The organism is Dapis hubbardiae BLCC-M172 (assembly GCF_050016015.1).
Lineage (GTDB): Bacteria > Cyanobacteriota > Cyanobacteriia > Cyanobacteriales > Microcoleaceae > Trichodesmium.
Window position 1 is genome coordinate 1 of the sequence record NZ_JBNHEQ010000243.1, and the last position, 26,423, is coordinate 26,423.

At 36.0% G+C, this 26,423-nt stretch carries 26 protein-coding genes and 1 tRNA gene; 19 read left to right on the forward strand and 8 right to left on the reverse strand.

Annotated features, from left to right (window positions below):
• Positions 1-1,109: protein kinase domain-containing protein (locus tag ACP6PK_RS22215; protein ID WP_426562742.1), on the reverse strand; the 1,109-nt coding region annotated here is incomplete at its 3' end.
• A gap of 201 nt (positions 1,110-1,310) precedes the next feature.
• Here ACP6PK_RS22215 and bioD point away from each other — a divergent pair.
• The 13 genes from bioD to ACP6PK_RS22280 all read left to right on the forward strand — a co-directional run bounded on the left by bioD (position 1,311) and on the right by ACP6PK_RS22280 (position 14,809).
• A complete protein-coding gene (gene bioD, locus ACP6PK_RS22220) occupies positions 1,311-1,994 on the forward strand; it encodes a dethiobiotin synthase (protein ID WP_094675811.1) in 684 nt (227 codons plus the stop codon).
• 194 nt (positions 1,995-2,188) lie between these two features.
• Positions 2,189-3,406, forward strand: coding sequence for a M20 family metallopeptidase (locus tag ACP6PK_RS22225; protein ID WP_094675813.1), 1,218 nt, complete (start codon positions 2,189-2,191; stop codon positions 3,404-3,406).
• A gap of 820 nt (positions 3,407-4,226) precedes the next feature.
• Positions 4,227-4,880, forward strand: coding sequence for an SH3 domain-containing protein (locus ACP6PK_RS22230; protein WP_426562745.1), 654 nt, complete (start codon positions 4,227-4,229; stop codon positions 4,878-4,880).
• 470 nt (positions 4,881-5,350) lie between these two features.
• A complete protein-coding gene (locus tag ACP6PK_RS22235; protein WP_426562747.1) occupies positions 5,351-6,328 on the forward strand; it encodes a LysR family transcriptional regulator in 978 nt (325 codons plus the stop codon).
• 118 nt (positions 6,329-6,446) lie between these two features.
• The gene (locus tag ACP6PK_RS22240) at positions 6,447-7,529 is read left to right on the forward strand and encodes an RNA-guided endonuclease InsQ/TnpB family protein (RefSeq protein ID WP_426562749.1); all 1,083 of its coding nucleotides are present in this window, start codon (positions 6,447-6,449) and stop codon (positions 7,527-7,529) included.
• Positions 7,530-7,621: 92 nt separating this feature from the next.
• A complete protein-coding gene (locus tag ACP6PK_RS22245; RefSeq protein ID WP_426562751.1) occupies positions 7,622-8,674 on the forward strand; it encodes an anthranilate phosphoribosyltransferase family protein in 1,053 nt (350 codons plus the stop codon).
• A 306-nt stretch (positions 8,675-8,980) separates the two neighbouring features.
• Complete coding sequence (locus ACP6PK_RS22250; RefSeq protein ID WP_426562753.1) at positions 8,981-11,026, forward strand: DUF262 domain-containing protein; 2,046 nt, start codon at positions 8,981-8,983, stop codon at positions 11,024-11,026.
• 2 nt (positions 11,027-11,028) lie between these two features.
• Positions 11,029-11,220, forward strand: a complete 192-nt coding sequence (locus ACP6PK_RS22255) for a hypothetical protein (RefSeq protein WP_426562755.1) — start codon at positions 11,029-11,031, stop codon at positions 11,218-11,220.
• A gap of 46 nt (positions 11,221-11,266) precedes the next feature.
• Positions 11,267-11,785 carry a Uma2 family endonuclease gene (locus tag ACP6PK_RS22260; protein WP_426562757.1) on the forward strand — a complete coding sequence of 173 codons (519 nt, stop codon included), beginning with the start codon at positions 11,267-11,269 and terminating at the stop codon, positions 11,783-11,785.
• 46 nt (positions 11,786-11,831) lie between these two features.
• Entirely contained in the window at positions 11,832-11,969 is a 138-nt protein-coding gene (locus tag ACP6PK_RS22265; RefSeq protein WP_426562759.1) for a hypothetical protein, read from the forward strand.
• Between the two features lie 290 nt (positions 11,970-12,259).
• Positions 12,260-14,092, forward strand: coding sequence for a PQQ-dependent sugar dehydrogenase (locus ACP6PK_RS22270; RefSeq protein WP_426562761.1), 1,833 nt, complete (start codon positions 12,260-12,262; stop codon positions 14,090-14,092).
• Between the two features lie 177 nt (positions 14,093-14,269).
• Positions 14,270-14,491 carry a transposase gene (locus ACP6PK_RS22275; protein ID WP_426562763.1) on the forward strand — a complete coding sequence of 74 codons (222 nt, stop codon included), beginning with the start codon at positions 14,270-14,272 and terminating at the stop codon, positions 14,489-14,491.
• 27 nt (positions 14,492-14,518) lie between these two features.
• Positions 14,519-14,809 (forward strand): zinc ribbon domain-containing protein, encoded by a 291-nt coding sequence (locus ACP6PK_RS22280; RefSeq protein ID WP_426562857.1) that lies wholly within the window; start codon positions 14,519-14,521, stop codon positions 14,807-14,809.
• Between the two features lie 174 nt (positions 14,810-14,983).
• Here the strand turns inward: ACP6PK_RS22280 and ACP6PK_RS22285 are convergent, their stop codons facing one another.
• Positions 14,984-15,529 carry a DNA-binding protein gene (locus tag ACP6PK_RS22285; RefSeq protein WP_426562765.1) on the reverse strand — a complete coding sequence of 182 codons (546 nt, stop codon included), beginning with the start codon at positions 15,527-15,529 and terminating at the stop codon, positions 14,984-14,986.
• 543 nt (positions 15,530-16,072) lie between these two features.
• On the opposite strand from ACP6PK_RS22285, the gene ilvA reads away from it, so the two are divergent.
• Positions 16,073-17,584: a threonine ammonia-lyase, biosynthetic gene (ilvA, locus tag ACP6PK_RS22290; protein WP_426562767.1), complete on the forward strand. Its 1,512-nt coding sequence runs from the start codon at positions 16,073-16,075 to the stop codon at positions 17,582-17,584.
• 702 nt (positions 17,585-18,286) lie between these two features.
• Here ilvA and ACP6PK_RS22295 read toward each other — a convergent pair.
• Positions 18,287-18,478 carry a hypothetical protein gene (locus ACP6PK_RS22295; RefSeq protein WP_094672877.1) on the reverse strand — a complete coding sequence of 64 codons (192 nt, stop codon included), beginning with the start codon at positions 18,476-18,478 and terminating at the stop codon, positions 18,287-18,289.
• Positions 18,479-18,719: 241 nt separating this feature from the next.
• Between ACP6PK_RS22295 and ACP6PK_RS22300 the strand changes: the two genes are divergently transcribed.
• A complete protein-coding gene (locus ACP6PK_RS22300) occupies positions 18,720-19,796 on the forward strand; it encodes a DUF3474 domain-containing protein (protein ID WP_426562769.1) in 1,077 nt (358 codons plus the stop codon).
• 24 nt (positions 19,797-19,820) lie between these two features.
• The gene (locus tag ACP6PK_RS22305; protein WP_426562771.1) at positions 19,821-20,549 is read left to right on the forward strand and encodes a class I SAM-dependent methyltransferase; all 729 of its coding nucleotides are present in this window, start codon (positions 19,821-19,823) and stop codon (positions 20,547-20,549) included.
• A 273-nt stretch (positions 20,550-20,822) separates the two neighbouring features.
• Here ACP6PK_RS22305 and trpA read toward each other — a convergent pair whose 3' ends face one another.
• From trpA to ndhL, 3 genes are all read right to left on the reverse strand, one after another.
• Complete coding sequence (trpA, locus tag ACP6PK_RS22310) at positions 20,823-21,626, reverse strand: tryptophan synthase subunit alpha (RefSeq protein WP_426562773.1); 804 nt, start codon at positions 21,624-21,626, stop codon at positions 20,823-20,825.
• A gap of 113 nt (positions 21,627-21,739) precedes the next feature.
• Positions 21,740-22,063, reverse strand: coding sequence for a DUF3007 family protein (locus ACP6PK_RS22315; protein ID WP_426562775.1), 324 nt, complete (start codon positions 22,061-22,063; stop codon positions 21,740-21,742).
• The gene (gene ndhL / locus ACP6PK_RS22320; protein WP_094672285.1) at positions 22,063-22,317 is read right to left on the reverse strand and encodes an NAD(P)H-quinone oxidoreductase subunit L; all 255 of its coding nucleotides are present in this window, start codon (positions 22,315-22,317) and stop codon (positions 22,063-22,065) included. The genes ACP6PK_RS22315 and ndhL overlap by 1 nt, the downstream gene beginning before the upstream one ends.
• A gap of 478 nt (positions 22,318-22,795) precedes the next feature.
• Between ndhL and ACP6PK_RS22325 the strand changes: the two genes are divergently transcribed.
• Positions 22,796-22,879, forward strand: a tRNA-Leu gene (locus ACP6PK_RS22325).
• Positions 22,880-22,961: 82 nt separating this feature from the next.
• A complete protein-coding gene (locus tag ACP6PK_RS22330; RefSeq protein WP_426562777.1) occupies positions 22,962-23,072 on the forward strand; it encodes a DUF4896 domain-containing protein in 111 nt (36 codons plus the stop codon).
• A gap of 336 nt (positions 23,073-23,408) precedes the next feature.
• On the opposite strand, the gene ACP6PK_RS22335 is transcribed toward ACP6PK_RS22330, so the two are convergent.
• Positions 23,409-23,738 (reverse strand): PEP-CTERM sorting domain-containing protein, encoded by a 330-nt coding sequence (locus tag ACP6PK_RS22335; protein ID WP_426562779.1) that lies wholly within the window; start codon positions 23,736-23,738, stop codon positions 23,409-23,411.
• A 114-nt stretch (positions 23,739-23,852) separates the two neighbouring features.
• Positions 23,853-24,923 (reverse strand): M50 family metallopeptidase, encoded by a 1,071-nt coding sequence (locus ACP6PK_RS22340; RefSeq protein ID WP_426562781.1) that lies wholly within the window; start codon positions 24,921-24,923, stop codon positions 23,853-23,855.
• Between the two features lie 1,265 nt (positions 24,924-26,188).
• Here ACP6PK_RS22340 and ACP6PK_RS22345 point away from each other — a divergent pair.
• On the forward strand, positions 26,189-26,423 hold a 235-nt coding region (locus ACP6PK_RS22345), incomplete at its 3' end, for a hypothetical protein (protein WP_426562783.1).

Sequence of the window (26,423 nt, forward strand, 5' to 3'; positions counted from 1 at the left end):
TCAAATTTACCTTTGATGAAATATCCTTGCTGACGTGTGATTGGTTTGTGGACTTCATTGACTACTGCCGTTTTCCCTATTCCGGAAAATCCTGCTACTAGCATCATTTCTGATGTGCCTTTGGCGATGCGTTCAAAAGCTGCTAGCAAGGTGGCAATTTCTGATTCTCGTCCGTAGAGTTTTTCCGGGATGAGGAAGCGATCGCTCACATCTTTCTGAGCAATTTCAAAATCTATAATTTTGCCAGTTTTTTTGAGTTGCTCTAAACAATTCTCTAAGTCATATTTCAATTCCAAAGCACTCTGATATCTGTCTTCGGCGTTTTTTGCTATCAACTTCATCACAATATCTGAAATTACTTTTGGAATTTCTCTCCTGTTCTCTGTTGTCCTAACCCTTGTCGATAATGACATAGGCATTTGAGCAATATGACAATGGACCAATTCCATGGGATCGTCAGATGTAAATGGTAATTCTCCTGTTAATAATTCATAAAATGTCACACCGAGAGAATAAAAATCGCTGCGGTAGTCTATCCCTCGGTTCATCCTGCCTGTTTGTTCGGGGGAAATATAAGCGAGGGTTCCTTCTAAAATATTAGGACTTTTAATTTCTTGGGTTTCTTTAGGCAACAGAGAGGCAATACTAAAATCGATCAGTTTAACTTGTTTAGTTTGGGGATGAATCAGGATATTTGCGGGTTTGATGTCTTTGTGAATTACACGGCTTTGGTGTAATTCACGGAGAATGTTGCTTAATTGAATAGCAATCTCCAAAAATTCGACAATTGAGAGGATCGTGGTTTTAAGATATTCTTGTAAAGAAATTTCCCCGTTATCTTCCATCACTAAAATATAACCATTACCATAAGATTCTAATGATAAAGGACGAATAATACCGGAAATATTGAGATTTTTGCTAATGTTATATTGGTTGCGAAATTGCAGTAATTCGTTAAAGCTGGGATATTCAGATGTCAGCATTTTCATAACTACTGCAAGTGATTCTTGCTCTCGGATAGCTCGATATACTCTAGTTCTGGAGTCTACATACACTTGAGAGCTAATTTTATATCCGGGGATTACAGGAGGAGAGCTTGGAGTGGTCATTGATAGTTACCTCAGAGTAGAAGTTTATTTTCACCTGAAACAATAGTAGAGCAAAACTTTTGGGTTCATAAATCAGCAACGAGAAAATTAGAACTAAAATTAGGAGTAAAGCTGCTGAAACTCTTTACAAAAAAATAGTAAGTGCCTTAAGATGCAGTATTACAATCAAATAATCATAAATAAAACTCTAGGATAGACATCTTGAAAGAACTCTTAATTACGGCAACTGATACTGACGCGGGCAAAACAATATTAACGATTGCTCTTGCTTCCTACTGGCAAACTTACTACAAAGACATTAAATTAGGTTTATTTAAACCTATTCAAACTGGCATTGGCGATCGCGAACTCTACACTAAACTATTTTCCCTTGACCAATCCCTTGACAAAATCAATCCTTTATGGTACAAAACACCCGTTGCTCCTCCGGTAGCTTCAGAACGGGAAGGTCGTCTGGTAGAATTAGATCGGGTTTGGTCAACCTTTACAACCTTGCGACAACAAAAAGATTTTGTATTAATCGAAGGTTTAGGAGGACTGGGTTCCCCTGTAACTCATGAACTCACAGTAGCAGATATAGCTAGGGATTGGCATTTACCTACAGTTTTGGTTGTACCAGTAAAATTAGGCGCCATCGCTCAAACTGTAGCAAATGTGGCGCTAGCTCGTCAAATGAAGGTTAATCTTTTAGGAATTATTCTAAACTGTGTGAAACCTTGCTCGGAACAAGAAATTGCTGACTGGACTCCAGTTGACTTGATTGAATCGTTAACTCAAGTACAAGTTTGTGGAATTATACCACATTTAGCAGATATTACTGACTTGGGTAAATTAGCCAAAGTAGCTTCTAACTTAGATTTAGAAAAATTTCTGCCCTTCTCTTAAGTAGGGGAGTGAGGGAGCGGAGGAGTGGGGGAGAAGTAAAAACATAAATAATTAACACACTACTGGCTAATAATTATTAAAAACGTTATTTAGCTCATGTTAATTACTTGGTAATTGAAGTATCACCTAAGTGTAGTATTACTTTTGGTGATTTTTATCAGAAGTCAAAAGTTCAATTCTTAATGATTAAAAATATGGTTTCAACTATTCCCAGCTCAAATTCTGTGATCGAATCTCAACTACGCCCAGATATTAGAAAACTACAACCTTTATTAGTTGAGTGGCGACGATATCTGCATCAGAGACCAGAATTAGGTTTCAAAGAACACCTGACAGGAAAGTTGGTCTCCGAGAAATTGCAAGAGTGGGGTATCGAACATCAAACAGGAATTGCGAAGACAGGTATAGTCGCAACTATTAACAGCGGTAAACCCGGTCCTGTACTTGCTATTAGAGCAGATCTAGATGCACTACCAGTGCAAGAATTAAACGACGTGCCATATAGATCCATACATGATGGTATTATGCACGCCTGTGGCCATGATGGACATACAGCGATCGCTCTTGGTACTGCCAACTATCTCGCTACTCATCGTCAAGATTTTAGTGGTATAGTCAAAATCATCTTCCAACCTGCCGAAGAAGGGCCTGGAGGCGCTCAACCAATGATTGAAGCAGGAGTTCTGAAAAATCCTGATGTAGATACTATCATTGGTTTGCACTTGTGGAATAATCTCCCGGTTGGCACATTGGGAGTCCGTAGTGGTGCTTTAATGGCAGCTACCGAAAGATTTCATTGCACAATTTTAGGCAAAGGTGGGCATGGAGGAATGCCACATCAAACTGTAGATTCTATTGTAGTTGCAGCACAAATTGTTAATGCTTTACAAACAATAGTATCTCGGAATATTAATCCTATAGATTCAGCAGTTGTAACTGTGGGGCAGTTGAGTGCAGGTAGAGCATTTAATGTTATTGCCGATACTGCTAGAATGAGTGGTACAGTGCGCTATTTTAGTTTGGATTATGAAAATTATTTTAGTAAACGAATTGAGGAAATAATTGCTGGAATTTGCGCAAGTTATGGAGCAAGTTATGAGTTTAATTATAATCCTCTTTATCCTCCATTAATTAATGATTCAAAGGTTGCAGATTTAGTTAAAAGTGTTGCTGAATCAATAGTAGAAACTCCTGCTGGTGTTGTACCAGAATGTCAAACTATGGGAGGTGAAGATATGTCATTTTTTCTACGAGAAGTACCTGGTTGTTATTTCTTTTTAGGTTCAGCAAATTCTGAAAAAGGTTTAGCTTATCCTCATCATCATCCCCGATTTGATTTTGATGAAACAGCTTTGGGAATGGGAGTAGAAATGTTTGTCCGTTGTGTAGAGAAGTTTTGTAGTCAGGGATAATTTTTTTGCTTTTTTTGGAAAGCAAGTTTATATTTTAAACTGGGTTTTTTTAGTAAAAATCCAGTTTATATCAAATCCTGTTAAACAGCTATAGATTGGTTAAGTCTTCATTAATGGATAATGGATAATTGATAATTGATAATTACCTCTCCCTTTTAGGGAGAGGATTGACCAATAAGGAAAAGATTTATTTTTTTCCCCTATCCAAGGGGAGGCTTTAAACCTGAATTATCTAATTATTTAATTGCTTAATTATTAATTATTTCGGTAATTGAGTCAGGAGTCAGGAGTCAGGAGGAAAGAGAATTACAAAGATGAGCGTAGTTATGACGATTGGATAATTTTTTTATGTCCAATAAGTGCGGATTTGATATTATACCATTTTGAAAAAAGAATGCTACAAAAAGTGTATATCTTATTTTAGAGCAACTAACTTGATCCAATTTTGTGCTTAAACAAAAATCCTGCTTTTTCTTATTTTCCCTATCTTCCTTATCTTATATTTAGAGATGTAAAAAGGTAAATTAGGATATTTTTAAACTTACTAAACTTCCCTTGTAATTAAGATAATTTAGGATTAAAATATCAAGATTATTATAGATAATACCAATTTGCAAAATCCCTGCTATGGAAAAATCTATACCGGGTAATAATTTTCAGTCACTCATTTGTAAAATTATTCGATAAAATTGGTATAATACTGCTTTTTTAAAAAAGGTATTTTTATCTAAATAAAGTCTTAAGAATAATCAAAATATCCGAAATTTAGATTTATATAGTTGGTAGGTAAACTTGTAATTAAAAATAGCTCAGAATATTTATGCAAAATAACATCAACCAAAGGCCAAATTATCTAAGAATATTAACAATTGCTTCTCTATCTTTATTAGGTAGCCAAATGCCAAATATTGCTAAGGCAGACCAGTGGACTCCACCAACTAACCGCACAAATGAGATATTAATTGCTCAACAACAACAAGTTTGTCAGCTTCAGTCTTCACCAGCAGATAACCGTCAAGGTGTAGATTTCCGAGATCGACCAGGTGAAGGTAAAAATATTGCCTTTTTTAACAATGGTACTCCTGTAACAGTCATCAATAGGTCTAATGACGGAGAATGGACGCAAGTAACTGGGCCTAATAATGCTCAAGGTTGGGTATATACTCCCTATCTGCAAAATTGTAATACACGCTCTGCTTCACAACTACCTAATACAGGAAGTACGACAGGTGGAATACCTATAGGAACAATGTGCCAAGTTACAGGTTGGCCTGATTCCCCTCATATTTCAGTTCAAGATTTTCCTAATGCTCGAAGTAACCCTATGCCCTATGTTTTTCAAAAAGGTACTCAACTACAAGTTACACAGCCACCAGCAGGACAACAGTCTCAAACAAAGTGGGTTTACGTTAGTTCTACGGCTAATCCTCAACAAGTAGGCTGGGTATGGAAGCCTTATATTCAATGTAATTAATTGAAAGGAGTCAGGAGTCGGAATAGAAAAATTGTGAAGATTCTTTTTGATCTTCTACAATTTCTAAGTTTGTTGGGTAGTAGACTGAAACATCTAAACCAATTCACTTTAAAGATGTCACAAATAGTTTTAAACTTTAGGTAGTCCTGTATATAGCAATCCTATTTTATTTGTGGTAAAAATCTTACTGCTTTTTAGGGAACACTTAACTGGGAACAGGGAACAGGTGAGAGTTTCAACTTTTTTATTTACTTTTTAATTACCCGCAACCTATTTAGGATTGTTATATGTAGTGATTTATTGTGGAGGCAGTTCCAGAAGGCAACAGGCAACAGGCACTATTGCTACAAGAAATATATCTAATTAGAGGAATAGTATTTGCTTGCCCACTTAATTTTTTAAAGAATATCACTACTTGTACACCACTAGCCAAACTTTATTAAACATTACAAAAAAAAACATCATCAAATATGCGCCTGGAGCAGTTGCAAGCCTTTTTATGGGTTGCAGAAACGGGTAGCTTTCAAGAAGCAGCGCGAAAATGTAACGTCACCCAATCAACAGTCAGTCGGCAAATACAAGCCTTAGAAACAGAAGTCGGTGCTGCCCTATTCCACCGTAGCAACCAAGCTAAACTAACTCTAGTAGGAGAATGTTTGTGGCCTTATGCTCGGAAAATTTGTCAAGCTTGGGAAAATGCTAGTCAAGAAATAGCAGAAATGCTCGCCGGAAAACAGCAAGAGTTATGTGTCGCAGCTATTCACTCTGTCTGTGCTGCCTATCTCCCTCCAGTTTTGCAAAGATTTTGTCGCCACTATCCAGAAGTAAAATTACGGGTAACTGCCCTAGGAAGCGATCGCACCCTGAAAGTTCTCAAAGACGGTTTAGTAGATATCGCCATTGTAATGAATAACCGTTTATTCACCACCAGTCCAGAAATGGTAATGGATGTTCTCTACACCGAAGCTATAGAAGTATTAATGGCAGCAAACCATCCCCTCACCGAATACGAACAAATACCCTGGGCGGAACTTATTTACTACCCTCAAGTTGTCTTCAAAGATGGGTATGGAATGCAGAGATTAGTCAAAGAACAATTTGAGCGACTAGGAGCAAAACTTAATGCTGCATTAGAGTTAAATACCCTGGATGCTTTCCGAGGAGTAGTACGACAAGGAAATTTAATTGCTCTACTTCCACATTCAGCTTTAATAGATGCCAGACTTGACCCTACTCTAGCTATTAGAAGTATAGATACGACTTTGACCAATTCTAAGGTATCTTCAAGAAAAGATTCTGTTTGGAGTCGTGAAGTGGTAGTAGTAACAACTAGCGATCGGATAGAAATTCCGCCAATAAAATATTTTTGGCAGTTAGTTAAAGAATTGATTCCTGGAGGAGTCAGGAAAGTTAAAAGTCAAAAGTCAAAAGTTAAAAATAATCTCTGATATCCTTAACTATATTTAGAACTACCAACTAATTAACCGGAGAGCATTGACTTAATCAAAGAAAAACGATATAATACGTCAAAAGGCATACTTTTAGACAGGTTGCACTCACCCATATATGAAATCCATTAGAACAAAGCTGAAACTTAATAATAAGCAGAAAACTCTGATGGCTCAACACGCTGGCTATTCACGCTGGTGTTACAACTGGGGTTTAAGTTTATGGAATGCTGCATATATTGATGGTTATAAGCCCAATGTCCGTAAGCTTAGAGAGGTTTTTACCAACCACACAAAACCACTTTATCCTTGGATGAAGAACTTGTCGTCTAGAGTTTATCAGTACGCTTTCATCAACTTGGGTGAAGCATTTAAGAGGTTTTTTCAAGGGTTAGGTAAACATCCAAAATTTAAGAAGAAAAGTAAGTCTGATTCTTTTACAATAGATAATTGTGGAAAACCAATAGAACTTAATGGTTGGAATCATAAATTACCTTTTATTGGTATTGTAGAAACTTATGAGTTGATTGAGGCAACTACTCAAAAAATAACTATTAGTAAACACTCAGGTGATTGGTACTTAAGTTGCAGCTATGAATTTCATCCTCACGACACCCCCAAAAAAACTGATGTGATAGGTGTAGATTTAGGTGTAAAAACCTTAGCTACTTTAAGTGATGGGAAAGTTTTTGTTGGCACTAAATCTTACAAGAAGTTTGAAAACAAGCTCTCTAAGTTACAATATCTTAACCGCAATAAAATTATTGGTTCGGCTAACTGGAAAAAAGCACAGCTCAAAATAGCTAGGCTACACACCAAAGTAGCTAACATCCGCAAGGACGAACTTCATAAATTGACAACATATCTAGCTAAAAACCACAGTGTTGTTGCCATAGAAGATTTGAATGTCAGCGGTATGTTAGCTAACCATAAACTAGCTAAATCAATTGCAGACCAAGGATTTTATGAATTTCGTAGACAATTAGAATATAAAACTCAGTGGTATGGTTCTGAGCTGGTAGCTATTGATAGATTTTTCCCATCATCAAAAACTTGCTCCTACTGCGGTCATGTTCAAGATATGCCGTTAAATCTAAGAACTTATGACTGCCCTGACTGTGGCTTGTCAATAGATAGAGATTTAAACGCCAGTATCAATTTGAGAGATGCGGTCGGCTTGACCGTGAATGCTTGTGGATGAGTCACCGCCGACGGCCTCAGTTGAAGCAGGAAGTAAACAGTAAAACGTCATAATGTGACATTTTATATCGGTTTTATGAAGCAGATAAACAAATGAGCGATCGCTTTCGAGAATTACTGAAAACTATTGGCAGTGGTACCCAAACAGGGAAAAATTTAACTCGCCAAGAAGCAGCAGCAGCAATGCGGATGATGTTATTAGGGGAAGCAACACCTGCCCAAATAGGTGCTTTCTTTATTGCTCACCGCATTAAACGCCCCACTGGTGAGGAGTTAGCGGGAATGTTAGATGCTTATCAGGAATTGGGGCCAAAACTCCAAGTTCAACCATCTATGAGTATAGTAACAGTTTTAGGTTGTCCTTATGATGGGCGATCGCGTACTGCACCTGTCACCCCACTCACAGCTTTAATTTTGGCAACAGCGGGAGTGTTTGTTGTGATGCACGGTGGAGCGCGGATGCCGACAAAAGAGGGAATACCTTTTATTGAGATTTGGCAAGGGTTGGGGGTTGAATGGGGAAAATTATCGTTGATGCAGGTGCAACAGGTATTTGAGCGGACTGGTTTAGGGTTTGTTTATTTACCAGAACATTTTCCCCAAGCAGATGCTTTAGTAGAATACCGTCGAGATATTGGTAAAAGACCTCCTCTAGCAACGATGGAATTAATTTGGGTACCGTTTGTGGGAGAAGTTCATTTAGCTGGGGGATATGTTCACCCTCCCACAGAAGGTATGTTTCGTGAAGCTTTTAAATTACAGGGTTTTAGGAATTATACAACGGTGAAGGGGTTAGAGGGAAGTTGCGACTTGCCACGCGATCGAACCTCTATTATTGGGGTGTCGATACCATCTGGGGATAATGTCACTTTTGAACGTTTGTTGTTACATCCGAGTGACTATAGTTGTGGCGGGAAGGAAGTTGCATTGGGTTCAACTGCGGAGTTAGTCGAGGAAATGCAGGGAGTTTTGCAGGGTAAAGCGAGTGAGTTAATGTCAGCAGCTATTTGGAATGGCGGTTTTTATTTGTGGCGTTGTGGAATTTGTTCTAATATTAATGAAGGTTTGGGGAAAGCGGAGAGTTTATTAAGCAGTGGTGAAGTTGGGGATAAGTTGAGAGAAATTAGGGAAAAAATTGGGATGTAAATTTAGTAGGGTGCATTAGAGAAACGTAACGCACCGGAATTGATTATTTATTTGGAAAAATCTGTTTGATAATAAAAAGTATAGCTTGCTTTAGTTGAATTTTTTATTGGGAGTTTTAAGACAAATATTTCTCTGATTTTTATCATATATTTCCAAGTTTGACAAATATTGATATACTCAAAGTCTACGAGTATAAATCATGGTTAAGCTAAGTAAATCTGAAGTGTAGTAAACCGTAATTTTACTGGCAATCATAAAAAATTTGTCATCTTTTACCAGGTAACATTTTCCAACTAGACATTTAACATGGAAGACTCACTACAATCTTTATCAAAATTGTTTACAGAAAAATTGTATAGAATCCCAGATTATCAAAGAGGTTATGCTTGGACAAAAAAACAGCTAATGGATTTTTGGGGTGATTTAAACCAACTTGAAGAGGATAAAAAGCATTACTTAGGAGTTTTAACTCTCGAACAAGTACCCGAAAAAATTTATGATAAATGGGAAGATGATGATTGGATTATTAAATATAAGAGTTATGAGCCATATTATGTTGTTGATGGGCAACAAAAATTGACAACTGCAATTATTTTAATTCAAGTAATCATAGAATCACTTAAAGATGAAGAAAAAGACAAAATTAATTTTCGATCTGCTAGTGATATTAAAAGCAAATATATCTATGATTCTAAGGATGAAGGTATATCAAGGTCTTATATTTTTGGTTACGAGAAAGATAATCCCAGTTATGAATTTTTGAAGACCAGGATATTTCTTGAACAGTCAGATTATAGTGAAACTTTACAGGAAACAATCTATACTCATAATCTCGAATTTGCCAAGGAATTTTTTGCGGAAAATATCAAAAAATTAAAATTAGAAGCTAAGGAAATTATATATCGCAAACTTACTCAAAGTCTGTTGTTTAATATTTATACAATCTCAAGTGATATAGATGTATTTGTTGCTTTTGAAACTATGAAAAATAGAGGTCAGCCTCTTTCATACTTAGAGTTGCTAAAGAATAGATTAATATATCTTTCAACAAAATTTGAAGTTGTGGATGATGAAAAAAATAAACTAAGGAATAGCATTAATGAAACTTGGAAAACTATGTATCATCATCTGGGAAAGAACAAAGATAAACCTTTGGATGATGATATATTTCTATCTAATCACTTTACAATTTACTTTGGCAAATCAGAAGAATTAGACGATGATGATTTTTTATTTGATTTATTTTCAGTTAGTAAACATATTTATTCAGGCAAAAGAAGAGGTATCTATAGTACATACCTTTTAGAAAATAAATTTACAGTAAAGAGTATAGTAGCCGATAAAAACAACAAAGGAAAAATAAATAATCAGGAAACGTTAACGCCAAAAGAGATATATAAGTATGTTCAAAGTCTTAAGTCCTCTGTAGAGTTATGGTATCAAATTATTAATCCTAGTGATAGTGGTTTTACTACAGAAGAAAAACTTTGGATAGATAAACTAATTAGATTTTCTAGAAATGATGATTTTTTTCCTGAAGCTCCATTACTCATGGTATTTTTTCAAAAAGAAAAGGATGTAGAACAAAGAATTAAACTTTTGAAAATTCTGGAAAAAATAGGTTTTCTCAAATTATTGAGTTATACTCGCCACGAGTATGCTTTTTTATTTGTATATGGAGAAGCTCCAATGAACATGATTAAATTAGCTAGAGAACTTAGTAAAGGTGAAAAAAAACCTAAGCAAATTATTGAGTCTATCGAAGTTTTTCGGACTCGACTAATAAATCAGAATAATATTGTATCAAGAATCAAAGGAGATTTTCAAAAATCGGGTTTTTATAAGTGGCATGGCATCAAGTATTTTTTGTATGAATATGAGCTTTTTATAAAGGAAAAATCAAAGGCAAAACGCTATAAATTAAACTGGGATAACTTTAATAATGAAGATTATGGTGATTTTAAAACTATAGAACATATTTATCCACAAAATACTCACAAGCCATGTTGGACTACAAAATTTTCTAATTATAATACTGCTCAAAGAAATATATTGAGACAGTCTTTAGGAAATTTGTTAGCTTTGTCACATCCAAAAAATTCTAGCCTGGGAAATAGATGTTTTGAAGAAAAATGTTCTAATGGAGAGAATGTTGGATATAAATATGGTTCCTATTCAGAAATAGAAGTTAGTGAAAAGGATGATTGGACAGCAAAAGAAATATTGGAAAGGGGTCTTAAGCTCTTGAATTTCATGGAGGAACGTTGGGGAATAAAGCTAGGAAGTAGAAAGGAAAAAATTGATTTTCTTAATTTAGGATTTGTAGAAGAAAAAGAAAAGGAAAAAACCTAATTATGCAACTCCCTTACCCAGAAACTAAATTTGTCATCTGCATCAACAATAAAAACTATCCAAACTCATTAGAAATTAGCAAAATTTATCAAGTCATTCCCGACACTACCGCCATTAAATATCAAATGATTCGAGTCATCGAGGAATCAAACGAAGATTACCTCTACCCAAGCAATTATTTCATCCCCATTTAATTACCAAAAGCAGCATAAATTGCCTTTTCCATAACACCTTAAAATTATGCAAACTCAACAACAAAAAAACTACACTCCCACAGAATATCTAAACCTTGAAACTAACTCACAACAACGACACGAATATATCAACGGTGAAATTTTTCCCTTGACTGGTGGAACTCCAAATCATAATCAAATTGCCCTTAATTTCAGCGCAGCTTTAAACTTTTCCCTCAAACGTCAACCCTATAGAGTATTTATTTCCGACCAACGACTTTGGATTCCGAAAAAACACATCTATACTTATCCTGATGTTATGGTAACTCCAGGAAATTTACAACTACAACAAGGAATAAAAGATACAATTACTAACCCCATAATAATCGCCGAAGTTTTGTCAAATTCTACTATAAATTATGACAAAGATGAAAAATTTGCAGCTTATCGAACTATTCCTACATTTCAAGAATATCTACTCATAGATCAATACACAATACAAGTCGAACAATATTACAAAACTGCTCAAAAAAAGTGGATTTTTTCAGAATATAACGAACTCGAAGAAACTATATGTCTCAATTAAATTGATTTTCAAATAACCCTGGCAGATATTTACGATAAAGTCGAATTTGAAACAACACAAAACAGCAATAATTAGAAATATTGAAACTTATTTATGTTGGGTTTCGTTCCTCAACCCAACCTACTTTCTAGCAGATTTTTACGATAAAGTCGAATTTGAAACAGCAGAAAACAGCGATAATTAGAAATATTGAAACTTATACCAAATTCAAAAAAGGTCGTTAGAGTATTAATCTCTAAATTAGCAGCAGCATAGAAAACCACTATAGCAATATTTTATGAAATAGGTATTATTTATGTTGGGTTTCGTTCCTCAACCCAACCTACTTTCAATACTAAAAATCCCACTTACAATTACAAGAAGAGCAAGATATTCTCACTGGTCAAAAATTAAATATTGATAAACAACAACTATCACTAATTCCTAACTTCTATACTATTAAAATAGTAAAAAATTTCAATATATCTAAAAACAATGACAGGTCCTACTCCTAACGGATTTTATGAATTAACTTTAGATTCTGATAATTTTCAGCTAACTCCTGAATTACTAACAAATTTGCCTGGAGGTTTACTTGGTTTAAGTGGCAATGATTCAATTATTGGAGCTGAAGATGCAGAAATTATTAATGGTAATCAAGACAACGATACAATTATTGGAAATCAAGGTAATGACACAATATTCGGAGGCAAAAATTTCGACTCTATTTTCGGTGGAGATGGTGATGATTTTCTCAGTGGAAATTTAGGCAATGATGAAATTTTTGGTGATGCTGGAAACGATATATTAAGAGGTGGAAAAGAAGATGATTTGCTCAATGGTGGAGAAAATGATGATAGTTTATATGGAGATTTAGGAATAGATACTCTGACTGGAGGCAACGGTGCAGATGTCTTTTTCCTTTCCCAAGAAGCAGACATAATTACTGATTTTTCAATAGGCGATCGCCTCAACTTACCATCAGATTTAACTACTAATGATATAACATTTGAAACTACCGCCCCAGGAAGCAACGATACTGTAATTAGAATTAGCAGTTCAGGAGAAATAATCGGTTTATTATTAGCTACTTCACCAGCAGAAATCGACCAAAATACTTTATCTTTTATAGATATATCTGGCAATGAAAACCTTAACAGTAGTTTCATAGAAACCCAACCATTATCATCAGAAAATATTCGCATTTCTCTAGATTCATTACCACAACCTTTTGCCAGTGAAAGTGCTTCTAATCCTGCCGATATTATTCCAGTTCCCGATAATCCAACTTTCCAAGTTCCTGATGGATTTACAGTTAATGTTTTTGCTGAAGATTTAGAAAGACCTCGTTGGTTAGCAGTTACTCCTACCGGAGATGTATTAGTAACAGAAACACCACTAAATCAAATCCGTTTATTGCGCGATACAGACGGCGACGGAACAGCAGATTTTTCTCAGATTTTTGCCTCAGAAACAAATGGATTAAATCAACCCTTTGGTATGGCTTTTACTGAAGATTTTTTCTATGTTGGAAACACAAACTCAATAGTTAGATTTCCCTACAATATTGGGGATATACAAATTAATGGCACTGGTGAAAAAATTGCCGATTTACCAACAGGAGGTCATTGGACTAGAAACTTAGCAATTTCTGACAATAATCAACTTTTTGTTTCTATTGGTTCCCTCTCCAATGTATCTGTCGAAGCATTACCTAGAGCATCAGTTCAAGTAATGAATCTCGATGGTTCTAATCAACAAACTTTTGCTTCAGGTTTAAGAAATCCTGTCGGTTTAGACTTTAATCCAATTACAGGTCAACTTTATACAACTGTCAATGAACGAGATGGATTAGGAGATAACTTAGTTCCTGACTATTTAACAGGATTAGAAGCAGGCGAATTTTATGGTTGGCCGTATGCTTATTTATCACCTAATTTGGAAGACCCTAGAAGAGCTGGAGAAAATCCTAATTTAGTAGCTCAAACTGAAACTCCTGATGTTTTATTTCAATCCCATTCTGCACCTCTAGGACTCCAATTTTATGATAAAGAAACTTTCCCAGAAGAATATCAAAATGGAGCATTTGTAGCATTTCGAGGAAGTTGGAATCGTCAGGAACCTACAGGTTATAAATTAGTATTTGTACCCTTTGATCAAAGTGGAAATCCTACAGGAGAATATCGAGACTTTTTAACAGGATTTTTAGATGTTTCAGCAGAAACAACTTGGGGTCGTCCGACGGGTTTACAAGTATTGCCAGATGGAAGTTTATTATTTACTGAAGAAGTCAATAATCGGGTTTATCGTATTCAATTTCGGCAGTAAGTAGTAGAGAGTAGTTTAGTAGACTTGCAGGTGATTGGTATATCAGTTGCAGTTATGAATTTACTTCCACTCCAACACCTAAAAAGACTGAAATTGTTGGTGTAGATTTAGGAGTAAAAACTTTATTCTTCTTTAAGTTACGGTAAAGTATTTGAAAGTGTAAAATCTTATCAAAGTATGACAGCTAAACTATCTAGAATACAATACCTAAATCGTCACAAAGAGGTAGGTTCTGCTAACTGGAGGGCAGCACAACTCAAGATAGCCAAGTTGCATAGAAAGATAGCAAACCTCCGTAAAGACGCGCTTCATAAATTGATAACATACTTAGCCAAAAACCACGGCATAGTAGTCATAGAAGATTTGAATCTTCGCGGAATGTTTCGCTGCGCGACATGAAAAGCTAACCATAAATTAGCTAAGTCAATAGCAAACCAAGGATTTTATGAGTTTCGCAGACAGCTAGAATATAAGTGCCAATGGTACAGTTCGGAGCTAGTAGTAGTTGATAGATTTTTCCCATCATCAAAAACTTGCTCTAATTGTGGTCATGTTCAAGATATGCCCTGGCATCTGAGAACTTATGACTGCCCTGAATTTGGCTTGTCAATACATAGGGATTTAAACGCCAGTATTAATTTGAGAGATGCGGTCGGCTTGACCGTCAATGCCTGTGGACGGAGTGCTGCCGACAGTTCCGGTAGAAACAGGAAGTAAACATTAAAATGTCACGCTATATGAGGTTTTATATCGGTTTTATAAAGCAGTTTTTTTTGGTTATCCTATCTCAACTGGTGAAGATAGTGTCTTTGAGAACTTGGAGGAAAAAACTTTTATAATATAAAGTTGAGGCTTTAAACCGAATTTTTCGGTAAATGCTTTGATAGTTAATCAACTAATCCTAATTAATTCCTCAATACTTTTCTTGTTAATTTTCCACATCTCCTCTTCTTCCCAAACCCATCTACTATCTACCCGTTCCACTGTACCATCTAAATTAAACACAGTTACTGTTGCTAAAGTCTCAATCCATACAGTCGCTCCACAACTATGAGGCTCATCTGGTCGATAAACAATCCGACAAGGACCGTGAATCTCCATTTCGTGACCCTTACTTAAAATCTTAGAGCCACGTTGGGCAGAAAGTACATATTCATCTTTGGCTTGAGGATCGACTTTTTTCCGCTTCCGATTTTTCTCTATATTAGGTCGATTAAAATGAAGGGTATTTTTACCACAATGGCGCAGAGGCAACCAATTGGGTTTGGGGCCACGTTTTTTACCAGAGATTCTTGGTCTTCCTTTGTATAGAGGAATTCCCCAAGTTCTACCATTAATTTTCCGAGCGCCTTGAATCCGACCTTCCTGAAGCAAAACTCGAACTCTTTGAGCAGAAATATTCAATAAAGAAGCAGCTTCAGTAGTACCGACAAACATAAGATTTAATTATATATTTTACTATTGCGTATAGCAGAATAATACTAAATAATACAAAAATTACAAAGACATACATTTTGGGTGCTTCAGATCAAAAAATTTTCGCTAGTCTAGGGTTTGCTAAAAAAGTCTTTTTAGGGAGTAGGGGGTAGGGAAGCAGAAGGAAGCTTGATTTTTCTGCTATAGTCAGCCCAACATAAAATAGTACCTAAACAAAATTATTGACCTATTCTAGTTCTATAGAACCTTTAGAAGGCAAAAAATTCAGCTTGTATAGATGTTTCATTAATTGATAATGGATAATGGATAATGAATAATGGATAATTACCTGGTTGTTAAAACCGAGAGGATTGAATATGGAGAAATGTCCTAGCACTTTTTCTATTTAAAAGGAGAGGCTTTAAACCTTTGGGGATTAACTATCAATTATCCATTATCCATTGGTAATTAATTTTGTGTACCTACTTACTAACTTTTTGTAGCTCTATGAGCTGAAAAGCTCGCACTTATTTCCCCCTACTCCCTATTAAGAAAAAAACACCTATGTATTGTGATTATTTAGTACAAATTCTTACCGCCCGCGTCTACGATGTAGCTCAAGAATCACCACTTGAAACTGCTGCCAACCTCTCCACTCGCCTTAACAACAAGCTCCTACTCAAACGAGAAGATATGCAGTCAGTCTTCTCCTTCAAACTCCGTGGAGCTTACAACAAAATGGCTCAACTCCCTCCCAACATTCTTTCCCGTGGAGTTATTGCAGCCTCCGCAGGCAACCATGCTCAAGGAGTAGCTCTCGCTGCAACCCACCTCAATACCAACGCCATAATAATTATGCCAGTAACTACCCCCCAACTAAAAGTAGATGCTGTAAAAGCTAGGGGAGGAGAAGTTGTTTTGCATGGCGAAACTTTTGATGAAGCTTATAAATACGCCCGTCAACTCGAAGAAGAAAAAGGCTTAACTTTTATTCACCCCTTTGACGACCCCTACGTTATCGCTGGACAAGGTACAATAGGTATGGAAATTCTCCGCCAATACCAAAAACCAATCCATGCCATATTTGTTGCCATCGGTGGTGGAGGTTTAATTTCTGGTATTGCAGCTTATGTTAAACGGTTACGCCCCGAAATCAAAATTATTGGTGTTGAACCTGTTGATGCTGATGCTATGTCACAATCTTTAAAAGTCGGACATCGAGTCCGTTTACCCCAGGTGGGATTATTTGCCGATGGTGTGGCAGTACGAGAAGTAGGGGAAGAAACATTTCGCCTTTGTCAGCAATATGTAGATGATATTATTCTCGTAGAAACCGATGATACCTGTGCTGCCATCAAAGACGTTTTTGAAGATACTCGTTCCATTGTTGAACCTGCTGGTGCCTTAGCGATCGCTGGAGCCAAAGCTTACGTCGAACAAAAACAAATTCAAGGAGAAACCCTCATCGCTGTCGCCTGCGGAGCAAATATGAACTTTGACCGTCTCCGGTTTGTTGCCGAACGCGCCGAACTGGGAGAACGTCGCGAAGCTATCTTTGCCGTTACTATTCCTGAAACCCCAGGTAGTCTTCGTAGGTTTTGCGACTGTCTTGGCAAACGGAATATTACTGAATTCAACTATCGTATTGCCGAGGAAAAAGAGGCACATATTTTTGTGGGAGTGCAAATAAAAGACCGCGCTGATGCTGCCAGAATACTAGAAACATTTACAACTCAAGGTTTGAAAAGCATAGACTTAACAGACGACGAACTAACAAAATTACACCTGCGTCATCTAGTAGGTGGTCGTTCTCCCCTCGCCCATCACGAATTACTTTACCGTTTCGAGTTTCCGGAACGGCCAGGGGCATTAATGAAATTTGTTGCGTCCATGAGTCCCAACTGGAATATTAGTTTATTTCATTATCGCAACAATGGGGCAGATTATGGACGTATTGCCGTAGGAATACAAGTCCCTCCCTACGAGATGGCCGAATGGCAAACTTTTCTCCAGAGCTTAGATTATCCCTATTGGGACGAAAGCCAAAATCCAGCTTACAAATTATTCTTGGCCTAGTTAGTGTTTAAGGAGTTAGGGGAGTAGGGGAGTAGGGGGGGTAGGGGAGTAATTTTTTCGCCGTTGTCTGCTCAAAAATTTAGCTTTTTAGGCATTTTATACCATTTTTAAAAAAGAATGCTACAAAAAGGTATATGTTGATCGGATTATGGTTAAAAACAGTCGATAAAATTTATTTGAGATAGTTATATCTTTATTTTACCCAATAATTAATAATTAATAATTAATTATTAAATAATTCTGGTTTAAAGCCTCCGCTTGGATACGGGAAAAAAAGTGTTAGGATATTTCCCGATATTCAATTCCTGTAAGGTTTTAACCAAAGTTCAATAATTTAGAATTTAGAATTACCTCTCCTTGAAAACGGATAGGATTGACGAACAGGAAAATTTTTATTTATTATCCCCTATCCAAGGGGAGGCGCATACCCACAATATTTCGGTAATTATCAATTATCAATTATCAATTAATGAACCCTTTTTCCTTCTTATGTAGAGACGTTGCATGCAACGTCGCTACCTTATGTAAGAAACATTTATCAAATTAGTATTAGACTGAAAACCAGGCACTTTTTTCAAACTCAAAAAGGCTAAAAACTTTATTATTATTTATTATTAATTGTTTGAGATTTAATCAGCAAGTCCTAGTTAAGAAAATTCTTGTGCCTAACTACTCCCTGATTATGCTACGATATATACTGTTTCATCTTCCACTAGCTACTTGGTAGTCTTGTAGCAGTAGTGTTTCGAGTTGGTGTAACTCTCTTTGTATTAAGAGGGATATAGCAAAAGTCGCTACTTGTTTACCACTACCAGCTCTTTTTTCTGAGCTAATGGAATTTGTCCTAATGCAGTAAAAGTGCCATAAATTTCTACCCCTCTTCTCTCTATTCATTTAGCAGAGCTACGAGTAATTGATGGGAACTTAACCTGCTCCATGTAATACCAATTCACTTTAAAGATGTCACAAATAATTTCAAACTTTATAGATGTTAAATTATTTGCTGAAATTACTTTAACGTCAGAGTTTTGAGCCGATAGAATATTATTTTGACTTTTGACTTTTGACTTCCGTGAAACGGTATAGCTTGTGTAAAGATGAAATATCGGTCATAATAGATAAACTGAAAAATTTAGTGCAATCAAACACTGTTCTCCCTCAAGCAACTGACAAAAACTCAACTCCCTCAAAAATAGAGTTACCCTTTACTCTCCAAGAGGTGAAGGCAGCTATTCCTCCCCACTGTTTTGAACCTTCCCTCTGGAGGTCTCTGAGCTATTTCTTTCTAGATATTGGCATTATCGCAGGTTTATATGCTATTGCCTACAATTTAGATTCATGGTTCTTTTTCCCCATTTTCTGGTTAATGCAAGGAACTATGTTTTGGGCATTATTTGTAGTTGGACATGACTGCGGTCACGGTTCCTTCTCCAAATATAAATGGGTGAATAATTTAATTGGGCATCTATCTCATACTCCTATTCTCGTACCATACCACGGTTGGCGCATCAGCCACAGAACTCACCACGCCAATACCGGAAATATTGACACTGATGAAAGTTGGTATCCAGTGACTGAGAGTAATTACAATAATATGTCTTGGCCTGAAAAGATAGGTCGCTTTTATATAGTATTATTAGCCTATCCATTCTATTTATTTAGGCGATCGCCAAATCGTGCAGGCTCCCATTTCATGCCCGATAGTCCATTATTCCGTCCTAATGAAAAATGGGATGTTTTAACCAGTTCAGCTCTCTGGATGTTAATGGTAGGTTTTCTTGGTTTCCTGACCTATCAATTTGGTTGGGTTTTTCTAGTAAAATATTACCTGGTTCCTTATGTAATATTTGTGATGTGGCTAGATTTAGTCACCTTCCTACACCACACAGAACCGGATATTCCTTGGTATCGTGGAGATGATTGGTATTTTCTCAAAGGTGCATTATCAAGTATCGACCGCGACTATGGTTTTATCAACTCCATTCATCACGACATTGGTACTCACGTCGCTCATCACATCTTTTTGAGTATGCCTCATTATCATTTGAAAACAGCAACAGAGGCAATTAAACCTATCCTGGGTGAATATTATCGTAAGTCAAGCGAACCAATATGGAAGAGTTTCATTAATTCTTACTTAGCTTGTCATTTTGTTTCAGATACAGGTTCTCCAGTATATTATCAATCAGGTTGGAAGAAACCTTCAAACTAATTATATCACGGTAGAGATGTTCTTTTGAACATCTCTATTGATTTGGATAATTTTGGCAAAAGTTTCAATATTTATATGAAAACTGACTATCCAGGACATGACCGTGCTTACCAAAGGCGACAAAATAATCCAGAGTATGCAGGTTGGATGAAACATGAAGAATTGGAAGAAGACTGGCAACTCAGTTGGCAACCATTGATGCAAAAACCAGCATTTCCCAAACAGGGGAAATTACTGGAATTGGGTTGTGGGGCAGGAAATATCAGTATTTATTTTGCACAAGCAGGATATGATGTTACAGGTGTTGATATTGCTCCTACTGCAATTAATTGGGCGATTCAAAATGCAGCGAAGGCTAATGTTAATGTTAACTTTATTCAGGGTGATGTCCTCAAATTAACTGAAATTCCTGATGCCTCTTTTGATCTTGCTTTAGATGGTCGTTGTTTACATTGTATCATTGGTAGCGATCGCCTTCTATTTCTCCAGACAGCTCATCGTATTCTGAGACCAGGTGGTATTCTGATAATCAATACGATGTGTAATTACATTCTCACAACAACTAAGTTTCATAATTTTGATCCTCAAACACGCTGTACTATTTATAATGGTATAGCTACTCGCTACATTGGTTATTCTAATGATATTTTGCAAGAGATTATTGAAGCAAAATTTCTAGTTTTGAATGCAGAATTTTTGTCTCCCAGACATAATGAAGGAGGAGAACTACAAGTAATTGCCGAAAAAAGATAGAATTTATTACCGAATAATTAATAATCAATAGTTAATAATTAACAATTAAACAATTCATATTTAAAGCCTCCGCGTTAAGAAAATAATATCAAAAACTTTCTTTATGTGTTAATCTCATTTTTTCAACAAGGAGTAATTATTAATTATTAAGCATTGCTGAATAAAGGTATGAAAATAAAAATTCAACAATCTCAAATATTTGTTATTCAATAGTTTAGCAATTACCAAAAAATACGAATTATACCCAAAATCAGCAATGCCAATTATTAATTGTTAATTATTAATTATAGCTGCCTTCAAACTCTGACAAAACTGCCCGATCGCCTCCAAACCCTCATCGGGAGTTCCCTCAGCCAACCGCTTCACCACCGCACTACCAACAATAACCGCATCACTCCCCCACTTTTTTACCTGCAAAGCGTGTTCCGGTTGAGAAATACCAAAACCCACACCAATAGGTTTATCAGTCACCCCCCGCATTTGTGCCAACAAATCTTGCACCCCCGTCTGTACTTGAGTGCGCATTCCCGTAACCCCAGTCACACTCACAAGATAAATAAATCCTTGAGACTGACGAGCGATCGCCTCTATTCTCTCTTTTGGACTAGTAGGAGCTACCAATAAAGTCAACTCTATCCCAATCTCCTTTGCTGGTTTCAACAAAATATCTGCCTCCTCCAACGGCAAGTCTGGCACAACCAAACCCCTAGCACCCACATCATAAATTTTTTTTAGGAAGTTCTCTACCCCTAGGTACAAAATAGGATTGTAATAAGTAAATAGAATTATTGGCGATCGCAACCTCGGACTAACCGTTTGTACTACCTCCAACACCGACTCCAAAGTTGTCCCGCGACTCAAAGAACGAGTAGCAGCAGCCTGAATTACTGGGCCATCAGCCAGAGGGTCAGAATAGGGCACACCCAACTCTATCAAATCTGCCCCACTACTATCCAATACTTCCAAAGCCTTAGCTGTAGTTTCCAAATCTGGGTCGCCTGCTGTAATGAAGGGAATCAAAGCACACTGACCACCATTATTGCGTAGAGATTCAAAACAATGAGAAACTGAAATCATTTTTTATTTTCAATAATTGATTATAACTACCCAGTAGGGACAATAAAACTATACATCTTTTGTAGGGGTTAACGGCCGTTGACCCCTACCATAATATTTGGTTATAAATCCTGTTATTCTTGCTTTTTTCTCTGATCTAGCTTTTCCTGTTCAACTTCAGCCTGCAATTTAGCCAACTCTTCTGGGGTCATTTCTTCCAAACGCTTTTGCAGCACAGCTTCCTCATAATCCTTTAACTGTTGGTTATAAGTCATATCGCTATTGGTAACCCGAAATAAATAGGTCAGTAGCCAGATAAATAAGCCACCGACCAAAATTGCTTGTGTCCAAATACCAGCATTGGTACTATCTATCCCTACTACTTGTAATACTAAATAGAGGAGACCACCAGCACCAAAAATACCAATACTTATTACAATGGCATCAATTCGTCGCATTAACCTTCAATTTGTCGCTTTCTAGGGCGAAAGTTTAAAAATGGGGACAAAACCAACATACCAGGGAAGAATAAGAACATCAAGAAGTACATCAAAACTCGTTCAATAGAACTAGCAACATACCAACGGGTATTAAGATAAGCATAGACTATAGCTGGCATTACTAGGAGATAGGCTCCAGCTAGGGCAGCATAAATGATTAGGATAATTAGATTTGTGCCTAGTTCTAAGTTCGTTAATAGCTCTAAATTCATAAATCAAGATTGAGAAATTTCAATAGTTAATCGTATACTGTCTAATATATTATGGGCAGATTAATTGTTTTTCCAGTAAATCTCCAGATTATTCTATAATTTTCTCCTGGCAAGAGATTTTTTCAGATATTTAGCCTGAAGCCTATATTGGCCATACAATCAAGTTCTCAAGTTTGCGTTAGGGTAGCTCCTCTGCAAGAGGCAGCATTCCGAAGGACAGGAAAGGACAGGAAAGGACAGGAAAGGACAGGAAAGGACAGGAAAAACCAAATATCCGCTGTTACGATGGTAACTAAAAACTGATAACTGATAACTGAAATGACTCCTTTCCCCAAATGACTAGATTCTAGAGCCTTACAAAAAGATTAATCTGTTTACCGAGAATCCTTAATATTTTTTTTTCAAAATACTTGCCAAAATTTTAAACATTGTGCTTTAATAAAGGAATGAGCAAAAAAATATAATATATTACTCTTAAGGGGGTGTGGCGGAATGGTAGACGCTACGGACTTAAAATCCGTTGACCTTAACAGTCGTGTGGGTTCAAGTCCCACCACCCCCACTACTTAAAACCTTTTCTAGTCTTGCTTTTACAGTTTTACCGAATAATTAAGGTTTAAAGCCTCTCCTTTAAAGGAGAAATAATGAATTTATTTTCCTTTTATTCAATCCTCTTCCTTTTAGGGAGAGGTAATTATCAATTATCAATTATCAATTATCAATTATTGAACCATGACTTGGCTTTGAAGGGGTAATTTTTATTACAAGAGGGAAAAAAGGCTATTTGTGACATTTTTGCGACAAGAATTTTTAATAGGGGTGATTTGATATTGTGCGCTTGGCTTTTAACTTTCCAGAATTATCCCAAGGCTGTACAGTTTTTACACTAACTCCTAATCTTTCTGCAAATTAGTGATTGTTTTATATTCTAGACATTTTGTGTATATTTGTCTAGGGTAGTCTATATTTTTGCACTTTTTTTGAGCTACAGTATGGCTTTTGTCTGTGGTAGTAGAAGTTACATTTGTGGTTGAGCCAAGGTTATTGCTCTGACTACCCCTGTTTCAACTAGGAAATTCCTAAAAGCACAACTACTTAATTATCTTTTTCCTTCGACTCCACAAACCTAATCCTACTACAAAAAATAACCCACTAATTAAAGTAGGTTCAGGTGTCCCTACATAATCCTTGACCTTATCTACTAAGTTACAATCAATAGTAGATGTTTGAGAATTCTGAGATGTTTCACCTAAAAATTGTGATAAATTAGAACTTCCAGCAGAATTACTATTAGTAGCTAAATTACTATTGTTATTGTGAGTAGAATTTGTGACAAAAGCTCCTACAGGCAACTTGGAAGAAAATCCTACACTCATAATTGAGCTAACCACAACAACTTGTAAAAATTGATTGATTTTCATTTATAGATACTCCTAATAAAGTCAAAAGCTAAAAGTAAAAAGTAAAAAGGCAAAAGTCAGAATTTAAGAAAGTTAAATCATACACAATTTGTAGGGGTTAACGGCCGTTAACCCCTACGATAATATGGTGATATTACCTAATTCCTGTATTGGTAAAAATTCCCAAATTAAATTCCCAACTAACCACAACGTATAACCCAAAATCAAAACCGTATAAATAATACTAAGAGGAGCATAAATAGCTAAAATAGCTTGGTCAGATGTTTTCTCAGGTGAAGGTTGACGGCGCAATAAATCAAAATAAAACAAGATAGATCGCTTCCTTAAATTATTAATTCCTGTCATTGCTACTAACAGATGATAACCATCAAAAGCATTTAATGGATTCAAATTTAACGCGACTGTCAACAAAGCAGCACTCATCAATAAATAACTATTTTGCTGCATCAAACTCTGGGGAGGAGAAGCTAATAATAACCAAACTGCCAACGACCAAATAATTATTTGAACTATTACCCCCGCTGCTACAACTAAAACTCTTTGTTTCCGTTTTACTAAACAATATTGGTCTGAAGTATTCGTGTACATCCCAGGCATGAAACACATAAATAATAAACCAATTTCTGGGACAATACCGCCGAAATTTTTCAGAGTAAAAGCATGACCTAATTCATGCAAAAAAATCACCAACATTGAGGCAAAACCTAACTTTAATAAATTAGTTGGAGCTAAAGTCGAATCTCCCCAAACTTGTTGATGAGCAGAAACAATATCTGTGGCATAAACTAACCACAAAAAAATTGTTTGACCGAGGAAAAAACATAGAAAAAAACCAAAACTAGCCGTCCAAACCCAACGAAGTTTATCTATATTTTCTGTTAACCATTCGTCAGGTTTGAACAGAGGAATTTTGAAAAATAATATTTGTGCCAAAGAGAACTTTTTCGGCGGAGGTTCCGTACCCTCCAACATACCTGTTGCTGCTAATTTTTGCAATAATTGTTGAATGTCTTGGATAGTTAAATCGTATTTATTCGCAATGGCAGGGATTGGATTTTTTTCTAACAGACAAATGACATTTTTATCAATATTATCTACCTGTAGAAAAGTTGGATATTCAGGATTGCGTAATATCCAATAACCATCTGGATGTTGAATCCAATGCACCTCTGATTTTAGTTGCATAAATTTATAAAATACTTACTAATAAGAAGTTTTTTAGACTAGAAAACCGTGAATATACTGGTGTATTTGTGAACAATTAATTAGTCACTTTTATCCTAGATTTTAGAAGTTGTTCATAGACAGATTTAACGAAGTCAGAAGTCAGAAATCAGTAGGGGGCGAATGGCTATTCGCCCTTACTGATAGGGGAGCCGTCCGATTGGCGACTTATGTTTTTGTAACGGGTATTAGAGCAACGTTCCAAAAATATTTCGCCTTAAAAGACGGGATTTTAGACCCAATTATTTTGATAAAATTATTTTGTTTATTATGGCATAGTTTTTTGTCGTTTTTGTCGAAGATCGACAAAATATCAAATTTTTTTTATTGAGTTAAACCCGATTTCATCGGAATGCTTTGCGACCTTTGAATTTCAGCAATAATTTGTTCAAAAAAAATCAATAAAAGTTGTCGATCTTCAACAAAGTTGTCGAAGATCGACAATTTTGTTTCTGAACTATGTTATGTTTATTTATTAAGTAATTAGTAACTTTATTTATTAGTTGGGCTTTGAAGTTATAAGCCCTCTTTGGGAATACTTTGCTAACTCTAAAGGTTATCAGTAAATCCTGGGATATAAATGTTTAATACCTTATTTATTTCGTTAAAATCACGAATCAATCTGTATATTTACTGAGGTATTACTTATGTAAAATTTAGAATTTAAAATTTAGAATTCAGAATTATTAAATTAAGGAATTATAGTTGAGGTATTACTTATCTATAATTAACTGTTATTGAACAATTAAAAATGTAGGTTGCGTAGAACGAAATTGGTAGGGGCGAATGGCAATTTTCGGCTGTCGCCGACATGAATGCGGAACATTCCGTCAGGAAAACGCCCCTACAGGATGAAAAATAATTTAGAAAAAAATCAAAAAAATCAATAATCAGAGGTGCAATTTATGGTTTTTTTCTGGAAGAAAAAGACTAAACAAAAACAACCTAAAAAATCTCCTAAAAAGCCAAGAAGTAATACCTTTATTTTAGAATAAATTATTAGTCCTGGTCCGGCTTGCCCCATACCAATAGATGACTCCTTAGTTAACCATCCCATCTTTGGATTATTCACAGAACAAGAATTAATTACTACTATTTTAGGAACTGATGCTCCTCCAGATATTGCAGATATAAATACAGAGAATTTAGTTCAAGATTATTGGGAAAATCTCAACGAATACTTTCAAGAAAACCCGACTGAAGCTAATAATATTGATTTAGAAGATTTGTCTACTTGGCCGACTTTAGAAGCACTAATAAATCCACCCACACCACCAGTAGAAATACCCGATGTTAGTGGAGCAGTAGATACTTTACCACCTCCAGCAATAGTACCAGTAGACCCCCCTAGAAATAATCCCGATAGTGGTAGTCAAGACCCAATTATTGATAATTCTCCTCAACCACCTACTTTAGTTAATACTATTTCCGACATTACTTTAACACCGGAAATATCCTCTC